At 68.7% G+C, this 15000-nt stretch carries 11 protein-coding genes; 6 read left to right on the forward strand and 5 right to left on the reverse strand.

Features of this window, described 5'->3' with window-relative positions; translation table 11 throughout:
* Positions 1–275 precede the first annotated feature (275 nt).
* A complete protein-coding gene (gene ggt / locus ATO6_RS19935; RefSeq protein ID WP_088625808.1) occupies positions 276–2063 on the forward strand; it encodes a gamma-glutamyltransferase in 1788 nt (595 codons plus the stop codon).
* Between the two features lie 113 nt (positions 2064–2176).
* Here ggt and ATO6_RS19940 read toward each other — a convergent pair whose 3' ends face one another.
* The 5 genes from ATO6_RS19940 to ATO6_RS19960 all read right to left on the reverse strand — a co-directional run bounded on the left by ATO6_RS19940 (position 2177) and on the right by ATO6_RS19960 (position 9269).
* Positions 2177–4264 carry an acetate--CoA ligase family protein gene (locus ATO6_RS19940; RefSeq protein WP_088625809.1) on the reverse strand — a complete coding sequence of 696 codons (2088 nt, stop codon included), beginning with the start codon at positions 4262–4264 and terminating at the stop codon, positions 2177–2179.
* Positions 4264–5295 (reverse strand): TAXI family TRAP transporter solute-binding subunit, encoded by a 1032-nt coding sequence (locus ATO6_RS19945; RefSeq protein ID WP_217899032.1) that lies wholly within the window; start codon positions 5293–5295, stop codon positions 4264–4266. Before ATO6_RS19945 ends, ATO6_RS19940 begins: the two co-directional genes overlap by 1 nt.
* Positions 5292–6599: a DUF1254 domain-containing protein gene (locus ATO6_RS19950; protein ID WP_217899033.1), complete on the reverse strand. Its 1308-nt coding sequence runs from the start codon at positions 6597–6599 to the stop codon at positions 5292–5294. Before ATO6_RS19950 ends, ATO6_RS19945 begins: the two co-directional genes overlap by 4 nt.
* Complete coding sequence (locus ATO6_RS19955; RefSeq protein WP_088625811.1) at positions 6596–8479, reverse strand: TRAP transporter fused permease subunit; 1884 nt, start codon at positions 8477–8479, stop codon at positions 6596–6598. Before ATO6_RS19955 ends, ATO6_RS19950 begins: the two co-directional genes overlap by 4 nt.
* Positions 8480–8552: 73 nt before the next feature.
* Complete coding sequence (locus ATO6_RS19960) at positions 8553–9269, reverse strand: helix-turn-helix domain-containing protein (RefSeq protein ID WP_088625812.1); 717 nt, start codon at positions 9267–9269, stop codon at positions 8553–8555.
* Positions 9270–9451: 182 nt separating this feature from the next.
* On the opposite strand from ATO6_RS19960, the gene ATO6_RS19965 reads away from it, so the two are divergent.
* From ATO6_RS19965 to ATO6_RS19985, 5 genes are read left to right on the forward strand one after another with little or no spacing between them, the layout of a single operon-like run.
* On the forward strand, positions 9452–10549 hold the full coding sequence (locus ATO6_RS19965; protein WP_088625813.1) for a nitronate monooxygenase family protein: 1098 nt from the start codon (positions 9452–9454) through the stop codon (positions 10547–10549).
* Complete coding sequence (locus tag ATO6_RS19970) at positions 10546–11733, forward strand: acyl-CoA dehydrogenase family protein (protein WP_088625814.1); 1188 nt, start codon at positions 10546–10548, stop codon at positions 11731–11733. The genes ATO6_RS19965 and ATO6_RS19970 overlap by 4 nt, the downstream gene beginning before the upstream one ends.
* A gap of 7 nt (positions 11734–11740) precedes the next feature.
* Positions 11741–12862, forward strand: a complete 1122-nt coding sequence (locus ATO6_RS19975; protein ID WP_088625815.1) for an acyl-CoA dehydrogenase family protein — start codon at positions 11741–11743, stop codon at positions 12860–12862.
* Positions 12859–13638: an enoyl-CoA hydratase/isomerase family protein gene (locus ATO6_RS19980; RefSeq protein WP_088625816.1), complete on the forward strand. Its 780-nt coding sequence runs from the start codon at positions 12859–12861 to the stop codon at positions 13636–13638. Before ATO6_RS19975 ends, ATO6_RS19980 begins: the two co-directional genes overlap by 4 nt.
* Positions 13638–14912 (forward strand): acyl-CoA dehydrogenase family protein, encoded by a 1275-nt coding sequence (locus tag ATO6_RS19985; protein ID WP_088625817.1) that lies wholly within the window; start codon positions 13638–13640, stop codon positions 14910–14912. The genes ATO6_RS19980 and ATO6_RS19985 overlap by 1 nt, the downstream gene beginning before the upstream one ends.
* Positions 14913–15000 lie beyond the last annotated feature (88 nt).

Consider the following 15000-nt stretch of genomic DNA (forward strand, 5'->3'; position numbering starts at 1 on the left):
CGTAAGGGCGACACGCCGGAGCAACTCATCGCGGGTACCGAAGCGGGGCTGCCGTTCATGGTGCCGAATGCAACCATCGGATCCGCGGCGATGTGCAAGCGGGCCCGGTCGGGCCTGCTCGAGGGCGACCCCGAGAATCCGAAGATGATCGGTGTCATGGCCCCTGCAGTGGCAACGCATCGCACATTTCGCCTTATCCGCAATTTGGGCGGGACGAAGGGTGCGCGCCTGTGCAACACTTTCAGGCGTCATCACAGATATTCCGGGAGGTCACGATGCTGAGAAAGCTATCGGCAGTTCTGCTCTTGGCCGCATTGCCGGCCCAGGCCCAGCAGGTGACGGATGCCATAGACCCGGAGATCGCCGCCTCCGGCGCCACCTTCGGCGAACTGACCGAGGCTTCGGACGCCTCATTGTCCGCGAAAGCCGCCGGGACGCCGGTGGATGCCGAGGACTGGATGATCGTCGCGGCCCACCCCCTCGCGGTCGAGGCGGGTGCGCGCGTGTTGCGTGACGGGGGATCCGCGGCGGACGCGATGGTTGCCGTGCAGGCGGTCCTCGGCCTTGTCGAGCCGCAGAGCTCCGGCCTGGGCGGCGGCGCTTTCCTTGTCTGGTACGACGCGAAATCCGGCGAACTGACCACGCTGGACGGCCGTGAAACCGCGCCCCTGGACGCCACGCCGACGCTCTTTCAGACCGCCGAGGGCGAAACCATGGGCTTCTTCGACGCCGTCGTCGGCGGTCGCTCGGTCGGCACGCCGGGCACCCCGGCCCTGATGGAAGAGGCGCACCGCAAGTGGGGCAACCAGCCCTGGGCGGGGCTGTTTTCCGAGGCGATCTCGCTGGCCGAAACCGGCTTCACCGTATCCGCGCGCCTTGCCGAATCCGTCGCCGGGGACACGGAGCGGCTGACGCGGTTTCCGGCCACCTCGGCCTACTTCTTCCCGGAAGGAACGGCGATACAGGCGGGCGATACGCTGGTGAACCCGGAGTACGCCGCGACCGCCCGCGCCATCGCGGCACACGGTGCCAAGGCGTTCTACACCGGGCCGATTGCCGACGACATCGTCTCGACCGTCCGGACCGCGGCCGGCAATCCAGGTGTGCTCTCGGCCATCGACCTGGCCATCTACCATGTGAAGGAGAGGCCCGCGGCCTGTGCCGCCTACCGGGGGCGCGACGTGTGCGGCATGGGGCCGCCGTCGTCCGGCGCGCTGACCGTCGGACAGATCCTGGGGATGCTCGATGCCTACGATCTGGCCTCGATGGAGCCCGACAGCGCCGAGGCGTGGCGCCTGATCGGTGACGCCTCGCGTCTCGCATTTGCCGATCGCGGCCTCTACATGGCCGACAGTGATTTCGTGCCGGTCCCGGCCGCCGGCCTTGTCGACCCGGCCTATCTCGCTTCCAGGGCGCAGCTTCTGTCGGGTGATCGTGCACTGTCCGAGGTCAGCGCGGGGCAACCGAAGTGGGATCATGCCGCGGTCGACTACGCACCGGACACCAGCATCGAGATCCCGTCGACCTCCCACATTTCCATCGTCGATGCCGAGGGCAACGCGCTGTCGATGACGACCACCATCGAGGGCGCCTTCGGCTCCAAGCTCTTCGTGCGTGGGTTCCTCTTGAACAACGAACTGACCGACTTCTCGTTTTCCACCCACGATGACGGACGCCCGATTGCAAACCGGCTCGAGCCCGGCAAGCGCCCACGTTCCTCCATGGCGCCGACCATCGTGCTGGACGACGGCAAGCCCGTGCTGGTGGTGGGCAGTCCGGGCGGGTCCCGCATCATCGGCTATGTGGCCAAGACGATCATCGCCCATCTGGACTGGGGCATGGATGTGCAGCAGGCCGTCGGGCTGCCGAACCTCGTCAACCGGTTCGGCACGTTCGACGTGGAAGCGGGTACGGATGCCGGCGCGCTCGTCGAGCCGCTGTCGACCCTGGGTTTCAAGGTGGAGGAACGCGATCTGACCTCGGGTCTGCACGCGATTGCCCTCGGGGCTACGCTCCAGGGCGGCGCTGATCCACGGCGCGAGGGGATCGCCCTGGGCGAGTAGGCCTGGCGACTGTCGCAATGGTTCGTCGGCGGACCTGCCGCGACACTGCACGAAGACAAAAGTGCCGGCGACGATGCGCCGGCACTTCTTGTGTTCACCGCTGCGGGCGCCTGTCAGCCGATCAACAGCGCATCCAGGATGACAGCGCCGTCTGTCAGGGCCAGCACCGGGTTCATGTCCGCGCTTTCCAGCCCCGGCGAAGCGGCCGCGATGCGGCTGACCTGTGCCAAGAGGCTGGCCAGTGCGTCGATGTCCGCCGGATCGGAGCCGCGCGGATGCGTCAGCAGGCGGATAGCGCGGACCTGGTGGATCATCGCTTTCGCCTCGGCCTCGCCGAAGGGCGCGGCGCGGAACACGACGTCGCGCAGCGCCTCGACGTGGACGCCGCCCAGCCCGAACATCACCACCGGTCCGAAGGTCGGATCGCGCTGGACGCCGATCACGCATTCGGCGACGCCGCGCCGCATCGGGGCGACCATCAGGCCGTCGAGCCGCGCGCCGGGCGCCTTGGTGCGCGCGGCGGTCAGGATGCGGTCGCCCGCCGCCTCGACCGCGGCCCGCCCGGTCAGGTTCAGTTCGACCCCGCCGATATCGGACTTGTGGCCGATGTCGGGCGAGACGATCTTGACCACGACCGGGCCGCCGATCTCTTCCGCCGCCTGTCCGGCCTCGGCAGCCGTTCGGACGTGCCGGAAATCGACGACGGGCAGACCGCGCTCGCCGAGCGCGGCGAGGGCGAGCGGTTCGGTGCAGTCCGCCGGAACGGTGAGCGGGGCAGGGGTGTCCCCGGTCCCGTCGCCGGAAGCGGCAAAGCCGCGCGCGATGCGGGCCAGGGCCGCGACCGCATTCACGGCACGGTTGGGATCCTCGAAAACCGGAACGCCCGCCGCCTCGACCGCCTTGCGGAACGCCGGGCTGGGCAGGGTCGCCACGACCTGCATCACCTCGGGACGCGCGGCGCGCACATGGGCGATGTCGCCCGCCATCTCCATCCCGGCGGGGCCGAGCCCGGCGGCGGAGATGAAGCTGACGATCGTGTCGCAGGCGCCGTCGGCGGCCATCAGGCCAAGCGCGGTGCGCGAGGCACCGGGGATCTGCGAAACCTGTCCCGTGATGTCGAGCGGGTTGCGCGTGCCGGCGAAGGGCACCATCGCCAGCACCTTGTCCTGCGTCTCGCGGCTGAACTCCGGGACGGTCAGGCCGCGCGCCTCGGCCATGTCGGCCATCAGCACACCGGCGCCGCCGGACACGGTGTAAAGCCCGACGCGGGGCCCCTTGGGCAGACCGGCGATCGAGGCGGCATAGGCGATGTCGAGGCATTCCTCGATGCTGTCCGCCCGCACGACGTTGTATTGCCGGAACACGCCGTCAAAGACCGCATCCTCGCCCGCCAGTGCGGCGGTGTGGGATGCGGCGGCCTTGGCGCCCGCCTCGGTCTTGCCGACCTTGCAGACGATCAGCGGCTTGCCCGCGCGGCGGCATGCGTCGAGCGCGCGGCGCAGCCCGTCGCCGTCGCGGCAGCCCTCCATGTAGCCGACGATCACGTCGGTGCCGGGGTCCGACGCCAGCCATTCCACGCTTTCGGAAAAGCCCAGATCGGCCTCGTTCCCGGTGGTGATCCAGTAGCTCAGCCCGATGCCGCGTTCGCGTGCGACCGAAAAGGCAAAGCCGCCGAACGCGCCGGACTGGCTGACCAGCCCGATCCGTCCCTTCGGCGCGACACCTGCGCCCACGACAGGCGCGAAGGTGGCGAACACCCGTTCCTCGATATTCATGAAGCCGAGGCAGTTCGGCCCCATCAGCCGCAGGCCCGAGGCCCTGGCGATCTCGTGCATGCGGGCCTGGTTGGCCGCGCCCTCCTCGCTCACCTCGGCGAAGCCGGACGAGAACATCACGACGCCCTTCACGCCGGCATCGGCGCAGTCCTGCAGCGCCTGCACCGCAAGGCTGGCGGGGACGGCGATGATGGCGAGGTCCACGGGACCGGGCGCGTCCTTGATGTTCGGATAGGCCGGAAGCCCCTGAATCTCAGGGGCTTTCGGGTTGATCGGGATGATGCGGCCGGTATAGCCCAGCGTCCTCAGGTAGCTGAGCGGCGTGCCCCCGATCTTGGTCTCGGTGTCCGAGGCCCCGATCACCGCAACCGACCGGGGCCGGAAGACGGCGTCGAGGCCGGACAGCGGTTTGCCGTCATCGAGCATCAGGACGCCTCCGGCGGGATGTATTCGGCGGGCACCTCGATCCCGTTCTCCTTGTACCAGCGATACGCCCCCGCATGGACCGGCGCGTTCAGCTGCAGCAGCGCGGTTTCGGGGGTGAAGAAGCTCATCCATTCCGCCGCGGCGTGCATGTCGGACAGGTTGTCGAACATCGCCTTGGTCACGGCATAGACCGTGTCCGCGTCCACCCCGACATGCGAACCGATGCCGACCCAGCTCCCGACCGCCTTGATCGGGGCGTCGTTGATCTGGTTCGCGCCGTAGATGTCGGGCGGGATGTCGGTGATCGTCCGGCCGGGGATATTGAGCATCGCCTGCAGCGGCCCCTTCTCGAAGGCCTCTTCGGGAATCGAGATCAGCTTGATCTTGCCCAGCAGGGCGAACTGCATGACCGAGGCCGAGGGCAGTTCGGTCGGGATGATCGCCAGGTCGACCTGCCGGTCCTGGAACGCCTGCTGGCCCGAGGACCAGTCCAGCTTGGCCTGCTCGTAGTCGCCCGGCACCATGCCGGTCGCGGATTCCATGATCGCCAGCCCGACGGTGGTCGCGGCACCGCCCGGAGGTCCGATGAAGATGCGGCGGCCGCGGCAGTCCTCGAGCGTTTCGATCCCGGAATCCGCATAGGTCAGGATGTGGTAGGGCCCGAGCGGAAAGTTCACGACCTGCCGGACATTCTTGAACAGTTCCGGGGCGTTGGCCATGTCCTTGAACATCTGGACGCCCTCGGACATGTAGTAGTTGATCGCGGGCGACGAGATGAACAGGTCGACGTTCCCGTTGGCCGCGTCGAGCGTCGAGCGGGTGGCCGTCTGGCCCGAAGTCACGTTCATGCGGATCGGCGTGTCACGCTGCACGATGGTCTGCATGGTCGTGGTGAAGGTAAAGGACGAACTGCCCGGCGCGCCGGTGTGCACGCGCAGGTTCTCCTGCAGCGCCCATGCCGGCAGGGCGGTGGACGCCAGTCCCATGGCAGCCATGCTGCCCATGGCCGAACGGCGGGTCATCTTGATCATTCTTGGGTCTCCTCCTCCAAGGTGACGGGCTGCGGGTCGGGGATCGCATAGCGCCCCTCCAGCAGGTCCGGTTTCGCGAAATAGGCACGCAGCAGCAGCGTGTAGGGCCCGGCGGGCGCGGGCAGCCAGTTCGCCTCGCGCGCGGGGCCGGGGCTGTCATGGCCGATCCAGATGTCCAGCGATCCGTCCGGGTTCCGGGTCAGGCCGGGCGTGCGGTCGCCGATGGCGTAGCGCGACAGCGGGTTGTCGATGAAGAACAGCTCTCCGTCGCCGGTCGGTTCGTACATCGACAGCGACCAGAAGGCGTTGACGGGGATCGGGCGGTCGGCCGGGATATGCCAGCGCATCGCCCGGCGCCCGTCCAGCGGGGCGCCGTCGAAGGAGCGGGCGGGATAGTAGGTCGCCTCTTCCAGCGTCAGCGCCCCGAGGCCGCCGATGGCGACGCGGGCGCGGAATTCGTAGTCCTGGTGATAGAAGCCGAGGCCGGGCTTGGGTGGCAGCCAGCCGTCGCCGTCGCCCGCCATGATCATCCCGCCCTCCAGCGCGCGCCGCGCCTCGGCCACGCCGGCGGCGATGGCCGCGGCCTGATCCGGCGAGAAGCGGTCGAGATCGAAACCGCCGGGCGCGTCGAGACCCAGGGCCGCGATCCGGCGCATGACGCCGATGTCCGTCGCGCGGGGACTGTGAAGGGTGAGCAATTCGGCCGCCTGCGCGAAATACTCGGGCCACGGCGCGGTGCGCGTGCCCTGTGACGGATCGCCTGCGGGGTCGTTGGGTGGCGGCGGCATGGTCAGGGTAAAGCCGTCCTGAACCGCCCGCGCGGCGGCCAGATCCTCGGGGCCGGTGACGAGGATGCGCGCCAGGACCCAGCAGATCGGCGTGGTCGACCGGATCACCGGCCCGGCGATGCCTTCGGCGCTGGCGTCCGGCCCGATGATCGTCACGCTGCCGCCCTCTCCGCCTGTCGTGCGGGTCCCGAGGATGGCGATGTTGTCGGTCCACATGTCCATCACCGCGACCGAGATGTAGCGCTCGCCGGTCTCGGGCAGAGTGATTTCGGCGGACCCCTTCCGCAGGTCCAGCCAGGCATTGGAATAGAGCGTGTCGTTGTTCGGCGCCGTGATGTGCCGGGACTTGTGATGCAGCAGCTTGCGCGCGTGCAGCATGTCGTTCATCGGGCCGAGCGCCATGCGGCGGCGGCGAAAGCTCTCCATCGCCACCAGCGGCAGGGTGAAGGTATAGGCCTCGCGCGCGATGGCGGTCAGACCGGCGGTGGTGACGTCCTTGGGCATGGCGCGGCTCATGCCATCCGGGGCTGCGTGCGGGCGCGCAGCAGTTCCAGCACCAGCAGGCCGCCGACCATCAGGAAGCCGATCACGTCGACCTCGGTCCAGCGGGCGAGGCAGAGACCGGCAGCCAGGATATAGGCCCCGCGCCACAGCGGCGACAGCCGGGTCGCGCCATATCCGGCCAGTGCCGCAGAGAGCGCCCAGATGATGCAGGCGATCCGCAGGATGCCGACCGTGAAATCGGCCAGGTCGAAGTTCTCGATCAGCAGGAGCGACGGGTTGAGAACGAAGAGGAAGGGCACGATGAAGCCGACGATGGTCAGCCGCATGGCCACGATGCCGACCTTCATCGGGTTGGCGTCCGCGATCGGCGCGGCGGCAAAGGCCGCCAGCGCGACGGGCGGCGTGATGGCCGACAGGACGGCATAATAGAGCACGAACATGTGGACGGCGATGCGCGGCGCGCCCATGGCCGACAGGGCCGGGCCCATCACCAGAACGATGATCAGGTAGGCGGGCAGCGTCGGCATCCCCATCCCGAGCGCGAGGCAGGCCAGCGCCGTCAGGATCAGCGAGAAGAACAGGTTCTCCGATCCGAGCGATCCGACCGCCTGGGCAAAGTTCAGGCCCAGCCCGGTCAGGTTCATCCCGGCGACGACGATGCCGATGGCCCCGACCGCGATCATGATCCGGGCGCCCGAGATGCCGCCCTTGACCAGCGCCTCGACCAGCCGCCACGGATTGCGCCGGACCTCGGGGTTCAGGAAACCCAGGACGAGCGCGGCGACGGTCGCGCCGAACCCGGCCATGGCGGGCGACCGGCCCGCGACCAGGATCGCGATCACGGTCAGGATCGGAATGACGAACATCAGGCTGTCGATCGCGTCGCGGCGGTTCAGGACCGGCATGTCCTCGGGCGCCGTCGCGCCGATGCCGCTGCGCCGCGCCTCGAGCCAGACGGCGATGAACAGCGCGATGACATAGGCCGCGGCGGGCACGATGGCCGCGATGCAGACCATCAGGTAGGGCGTGCTGGTCAGCTGCGCCAGCATGAAGGCCACGGCCCCCATGACGGGCGGAATGAACTGTCCGGCCGTCGAGGCGGCGGCCTCGACCGCGCCGGCGAATTCGGGGCGGAAGCCCTTCTGCTTCATCATCGGGATCGTGAAGGTGCCGGTGCCCGCGACGTTCGCGGTGACGGATCCGGACATCGACCCGAATAGGGTAGAGGCGACGATGGCCGCATGAGCCGGACCGCCCGCGACGCGACCGGTCAGGCGCACCGCGATCCGGATCAGGGCATGGCCCGCGCCGGTGGCTTCCAGCACCATGCCGAAGACGATGTAGATGAACAGCAGCTCGATCACGACCGAGACGGGCAGGCCGAACACGCCGGCATAGCCGTACCACGTCCCCTGCACGATCTGGTCCAGCGTGAAGCCGGCATGGCGCAGCATGCCCGGCAGATGCTGACCCCAGAGGACATAGGCCAGAACGCCGCCCGCGACGATCGTCAGGCCCAGTCCGAATTCACGGCGGGTCAGTTCGACACAGGCGAAGAGCGCGAGCAGCGCCAGCCACTGGTCGGTGGGCGAGTAGCTGATCAGCATGTTCTCCATCGCGTCGGCGGTCGCGATGAAGCGCTGGAGCGCGGCCGCGATGATGGCGAGGAGGACGACATCCACCGTCCAGCAGAGCGCGGACTTTAGCGGCGTCGGATTGGCGAGGCGGGCGGCCAGCGGCTTGACCGCAACGGCGGCAAGGATGCAGGCGCCGAAGGCGAGCGTCCGGTGAAGCCCCGGTTCGAACATCCCGAAATAGGCCGTGTAGATCGCCTGAACGGCCAGAAGGAAGCCGACCGCGAGCCCGATCCTGCGCGAGAAACTGAGTGCCATGTATTTCCTCCGTCGGGCCCGGTCTCCTCTCCGGTCCCACAGGGAAATCAGCACAAGAATTAATTGAAGTCAATTAGTCTGGTGTTTGCTTTCTCGGCACGTCCCGCTCGGAGGCCATCACCTTTTCAAGCGCGACGGCCGTGCGCGGCGGGATCGGGGCGTCCAGCATCGCCACGAGAATGGACTTCAGTTCCTCGATGCGGAAGATCGCCTCTTCCCGGCTGAACCGGCCGCCCAGACGTTCCTCGGCGCTTTCGATCTCGGCCATTTCAAACATCGAGAAATTCACGGCATTCCGGAACCGGCCACGGACGACGCTGGCCGGCAGAAACGGGCGCGCGCGGCGCAACTCGGCCTGCAGATCGTTCAGGGTCCACGCAAGGTGTTCGCGTTCGTACCGGCGCCAGGTGTCGATATCCATGCGCAGCTGAATCAGAAATCTCTGTGAGAAATGAGGGCCTTGCGTGTCCAGAAACCGGCTGATGCCCGGTTTCATCAGCAGGTCGATGATCGTTTCGGGGGACAGCGGCTGGCCGTCCGCCTCGGCCCGCGCCTCGGCCAGTAGACGTTCGCGCTCGGTGTTTGCGGGGGTGACGCGGACCGCCACGATGGCATCCAGAATCGCGTCGCGCGACCCGAAATGGTAGTGGATCGCCGAGCTGTTCTTCTGCCCCGCTTCGGTGTTGATCTGCCGGATGGTCGTCGCGGCGATGCCGTTCGTGGCGAACAGCCGCTCGGCCGCAAGCAGAAGACCCATCTTGGTGTCGCTGAGTTCCGTTTCGATGTCCAAGGCCGGTCCCTCACATCAGGAGTTGATTCTTTTCGGCATCGGAAAAATAATGCCACTCGATTAGATTGCGCGAGAACTTTCTCGTTCATCGGTCTGGGAGGATAGCTGCGGCGCAGCGAAATTGCGAGCTTTCCGAAGCGGGGGCGCGCGGGTGCGACGCAGGGAAATGGTAGGAGGACCCATTGAAAACAGAGCTTTGCGAGCGCTTCGGTATCGACGTGCCGATCTTCGGCTTCAGCCATGCGGTCGAGGTCGTGGCCGCCGTCACCAATGCGGGCGGCTACGGTGTCTATGGCGCGACTCGGCGACTGGCGGCCGAGATCACCGACGAGGTCGCGCAGATTCGGGCGGCGGTCGGGGATCGGCCCTTCGGCCTCGACCTGGTGATTCCCAACAAGGTGCCCGAACGCAACGACCGCGCCGAGCTGGAAAAGCAGGTGCCGGACGTGCACCGCAGCTTCATCGAATCGCTCGAGTCGAAATACGCGGTGCCCAAGCCGTCCGAACCGGGGATGCGCACGCGGTTCATCCGGTCGGAAGAGATACAGGACCAGCAGATCGAGGCCGTCGCGGCCTCGGACGTGAACATGGTCGCGCTCGGGATCGGCTGCCCGCCGGCGGTGGTCGAACTTATGAAATCGCGCGGCAAGACCACGGTGGCGCTGGTCGGACAGGAACGCCACGCGGCCCGCGCGCTTGAGGCCGGCGTCGACCTGCTGGTGGCGCAAGGCTACGACGCGGGCGGGCACACGGGCGAGGTCGGGACATTCTCGCTGGTGCCGCGGATCGTCGATCTGGCCGGGGACGTCCCGGTGCTGGCGGCGGGCGGGGTCGCCACCGGGCGGCACATCGCGGCGGCGCTGGCGCTCGGCGCGCAGGGCGTGTGGATCGGCACCGCCTTCCTCGTGACCGAGGAATACGCGCCGCACCTGTCGCCCGGCGAGCTGGACTCGCTGCTGCACGCGCAGGCCACGGATACGGTCATCAGCCGCGCGGAAAGCGGCAAACCCTTCCGCCAGACGCGGTCCGCATGGTCCGAGGAATGGGCGATGCCCGACGCGCCCAAGCCGCTCAGCCATCCGCTGCATGACGTTCTGGTGGGCGACATCCTCGGCGCGATCATCGAACATGACATCCGTCCGCTGCAGCACTACGGCGCGGGGCAGGGGATCGGCTGGTTCGACCACCTGCGCCCGGTGTCGGAGGTGATGGCAGAGCTGGTGCGCGACGGTGACGCGGCCCTGGGCAAGGCGGCACGGTTGCGGGGGGCGGCGGCATGAACATGCAGGCGGGCAACGAAGCCGCGTTCCGGGCCGAGATCGCGGAGTTCTGCAAGGACAACCTCGATCCCGAGGTCCGGCGGCTGAGCGATCTGGGCCTGCCGGTCGGCGAAGAGGCGGCGCTCGACTGGCAGACCAAGCTGGTCGCGCGGGGCTGGGGCGCCCCCTCGTGGGACGAGGAATGGGGCGGCTCCGGCTGGGACATGCGCAAGCTCTTCATCTTCGAGGAAGAGATGGCGGCCCACGGGGCGCCGCTGGTCGGGACGTTCAACATCAAGATGATCGGCCCGATCCTGCAGGCCCACGGGGACGCGGCGCAGAAGGCGCATTTCCTGCCGAAGGCGCTGAGCTTCGAGCATGTCTGGTGCCAGGGCTATTCGGAACCCGGTTCGGGTTCGGACCTCGCCTCGCTGCAGACGCGGGCCGAGCGCGACGGCGATCACTACGTGGTCAACGGGACCAAGATCTGGACCTCGGGCGGGCATCTGGCGAACCACATGTTCTGCCTCGTCCGGACCTCGCGCGAGGGGCGGCAGCAGGGCGGGATCTCGTTCCTGCTGATCGACCTGAACACCCCCGGCATCACCCGCCGGCCGATCCACCATTTCTACGGCGCGCATGTGTTCAACCAGTTCTTCTTCGACGACGTGCGGGTGCCGGTGGCGAACCGCGTCGGCGAGGAGAACGCCGGATGGGGGATCGCGAAGTCGCTGCTGGAACACGAGCGGCTGTTCTCGGCCCGTCACACCGAGGCGCGGCGCAAGCTGGGGCGGCTGCGGCGGCTGGCGCACGAGGTCCGGATCGGCGGCAGGCCCGCCATCGAGGACGCGCAGTTCCGCGACGACCTGGCGAAACGGATGATCGAGCTGCGGGCGCTGGAAAACGCCACCATGCGCGCGCTGGAGCGGCTGGTGGACGACGGCGGGATCGGCCCCTATGCCTCGGTTCTCAAGCTGCGGGGGATCGAGGTGAACCAGCGGCTGGACCGGGCCATCGTCCAGCTGCTCGGCCCCGACGCGCTGCCCGCGCAGGCCGCGTGGGAGGGCGGGGCGCTGGACGGCCTCGTGCCCGAGGACGCGCGCAACGCGGCCGAGACGCGGTACTGGTGGCGCGGCCCGGCGATCGCAGGCGGCAGCCAGGAAGTGCAGCGCGGCATCATCACCAAACACATTCTGAACCTGTGAGGCGGCCATGAGATTTGCTGCGACCGAAGACGAGGTGATGGTCGAGGACATGCTCGACCGGGCATTGGGCGACGCCCGCGATTCCGCGAAACGTGTGGACGGACATGCGCCGCGGCCCGACCCGGTGGCCCTGCGGGCGACGCTGGGCGGGCTCGGGCTGTGGGGCGCGTGGCTGCCCGAGGCGGCGGGCGGGTCCGATGGCGGGCCGCGCCTGCTGATGACACTGGCGCGCGGGCTGGGGCGGGTGCCGACGCACCACGGCCTGATCGGCGGCTGTGTCCTGCCGGGTGCGATACTGGCGCGGGCCGGCGGAGCCGAAGCGAACGCGCTGGCGGCGCGGATCGCGACGGGCGAGATCGCCGTGGCCGTCGCCGCGATGGAGCCGGGGGCGAGGTGGGACCTGGGCACGCCGCAGGCGGTGGCCGTGGCGGATGGCGACAGGATCCGGCTGACGGGGGTCAAGACCCACGTCGCGGAAGGGTCCGGTGCCGGGGCCTTCATCGTGTCGGCCCGCGAGGGTGACGGGATCAGCCTGTTCCTGGTGCCTGCGGATGCGGACGGCCTGACGGTCTCGGCGCATCCGGTGACGGACGGCACGACCTGGGCCACGTTGCGGGCCGACGGTGTGATGCTGCCCGCCACGGCCCGCCTGATCGGGCCGCAGGACGGGGCGACCGCGCTGGAGCAGGCGTTCACGCTGGCCGCCTTCGCGGCGGCTGCCGAAGTCCTCGGGTCCTGCGAGGCTGCGATCACGCAGACACTGGATTACCTCAGGACCCGGACCCAGTTCGGCAGGCCGCTGGCGATGAACCAGGCGCTGCAGTTCCGCGCCGCGGATCTGCACACGGATATCGAGATGCTGCGCTCGCAGGTTCTGGGTGCGGCCAATGCGCTGACGCAGGGCTACACGCGCCGGGCGCGCGCGGACGTGGCCGCCGCCATGACGCTGGCGGTGCAGACCGGTGATCTGGTCGGGCGCGAGGCGATCCATCTGCACGGGGCCATCGGCATGACCCGCGAGCTTGGGGTGGGTTATCACCTGATGCGGGTGGACGTGCTGAGCCGGTGGCTGGGCAGCGCGGAGCATTTCCGCGCGATATTCATGACGATCGAGGAGGAAGCGGCATGAGCGAAGTGGTCAGGACCGAGGTCGAGGGACCGGTCACGACGGTAACGGTGGATTCGCCGGATTACCGCAATTCGATGGGCGCGCCGGGCGTGCGCGAGGGCTTGGCGGCGGCGGTCGACGCCTTCGAGGCCGATCCGGGACAGCGGGTTCTGGTGCTGACGGGCGCCAACGGGACGTTCTCCGCGGGCGGCAACCTGAAGGTGCTCAAGGGCCTGCGGTCGCGCCCGCAGATGGAGGAGCGGATCACCAAGGGCGGCGGCACGATCGGCGTGATGCTGCGGTCGGACAAGCTCTATATCGCGGCGGTCGAGGGGCCGGCCTTTGGCGCGGGTGTCGGGCTGGCGGCGGCCTGCGATCTGGTCGTCGCGGCGGATGCGGCGCGGTTCTGCGCGGCGCAGATCCGGGTGGGCGCATCGCCTGACGGCGGCATGTTCTGGTCGGTGCCACGGCGCATGGGGCGCGCGGCGGCCAAGCGGCTGCTGCTGACCGGGGACGAGATCGACCAGCAGGCCGCGCTGGCCACGGGGCTGGCCGACTATCCCGCCGCGGACGGCGCGGCGCTGTCGGTGGCACAGAAGCTGGCGAAGAAACTCGCCTATGGCCCGCCGCTGGCGCAGGCCACGGTCAAACGGTTCTTCGCGCAGGACATCGCCGGGCTCGACCCCGTGCTCGACTGGGAGCGAGACACCGCCATCGACAACTTCCTGACCGACGACTTCGCCGAGGGCGCGGCGGCCTTCCTCGAAAAGCGTCGCCCGACGTTCCGGGGGGCGTGATGGAGGACCTGACCGCCGTTGACCTGAACGCCCGGCTGACCGCCTTCATGCATGCGGAGATCTTTCCCCGCGTGAAGGAGATGAAGCAGTTCGTGGCCGAAAATCCGCCGGGCGCGCGCCCGGCCTTCATGGCCGACCTCAAATCCAGGGCCCGCGCGCAGGGCCTGTGGAACATGGGCCTGCCGAACCTGCCGGACTGGGCGCCGGGCACGCGGCTGACGAATATCGAATTCGCCCCGATGGCCGAGACCCTGGGCTGGGTCGACTGGGCCGCCGAGGTCTTCAACTGCCACGCGCCCGATCTGCCGACGATGGAGATGCTGGTGTCCATCGGCACCGAGGCGCAGAAGGACACCTGGCTGAAGCCGATGCTCGAAGGTCAGGTCTGCACCGGCTTCTCGATGACCGAGCCGGACACGGCTTCTTCGGATGCCCGCAACATCCGGACCCGTATCGAGGACATGGGCGATCACTGGCTGGTCAACGGCCACAAGTGGTTCACCGGGAACAGCGGCGTGCCCGGCTGGGCCTTCACCGTCCTGATCGGCGTGTCGGACCCGGAGGCGGCCCCCTATGCCCGGCACTCGGCGCTGATCGTGCCGGTGGACCTTCCCGGCGTGAACATCGTGCGGGACATCCCCGTCCTCGGCTTTTCGCACCGGTCCCGGCCGAACGCCGAGGTCGTCTTCGACAACGTGCGCGTGCCCAAGGAGAACCTGCTGGGCGAACGCGGCAAGGGGTTCGTCGCCGCGCAGGTCCGGCTGGCGACGGCCCGGATCCATCACTGCATGCGGTCGATCGGCGGGGCCGAGCTGATGCTCGCCCTGATGTGCGAGCGGGCGGGGCAGCGCGAAACCTTCGGCAGCAGGATCGCCGAGCACGGCAAGGTGCAGGAATTCGTCGCGCACAGCCGGGTCGAGCTGGAACAGGCCCGGCTGCTGGTGCTGAACGCGGCTCGGGCGCTGGACGAGAAGGGCGGCAAGGGCGCGCAGGCCGAGATCTCGATGATCAAGCTGGCCGTGGCGCGCGCCTGTTACGAGGTGGCGGATCGCGCGGTGCAGGTCTTTGGCGCCATGGGGATGACGGACGACAGCCCCGCCGCCGACTTTCTGGCGGCGATGCGCGCACTCAGGATTTACGACGGGCCGGACGAGGTGCATGTCCGCACCATCGCGCGGCACGAATTCGCGGCGCAGTCGGCGGCCTATCCCGATGGCCTGATGCAGTACTTCTGCACCGACTTTTCCGACCGGTCACGGTGGCGGACCGCCTGACGGATCCGGGCGGCTCTGTCATTCTGTTGGACCGATGCAAACGCATGCACTAAAGAACGCGCCGAACAGGCGCGTTCCGATGCACGCC

Origin of the sequence: Oceanicola sp. 22II-s10i, assembly GCF_002210105.1 — a bacterium.
In the GTDB taxonomy this organism is placed as follows: domain Bacteria; phylum Pseudomonadota; class Alphaproteobacteria; order Rhodobacterales; family Rhodobacteraceae; genus Pseudooceanicola.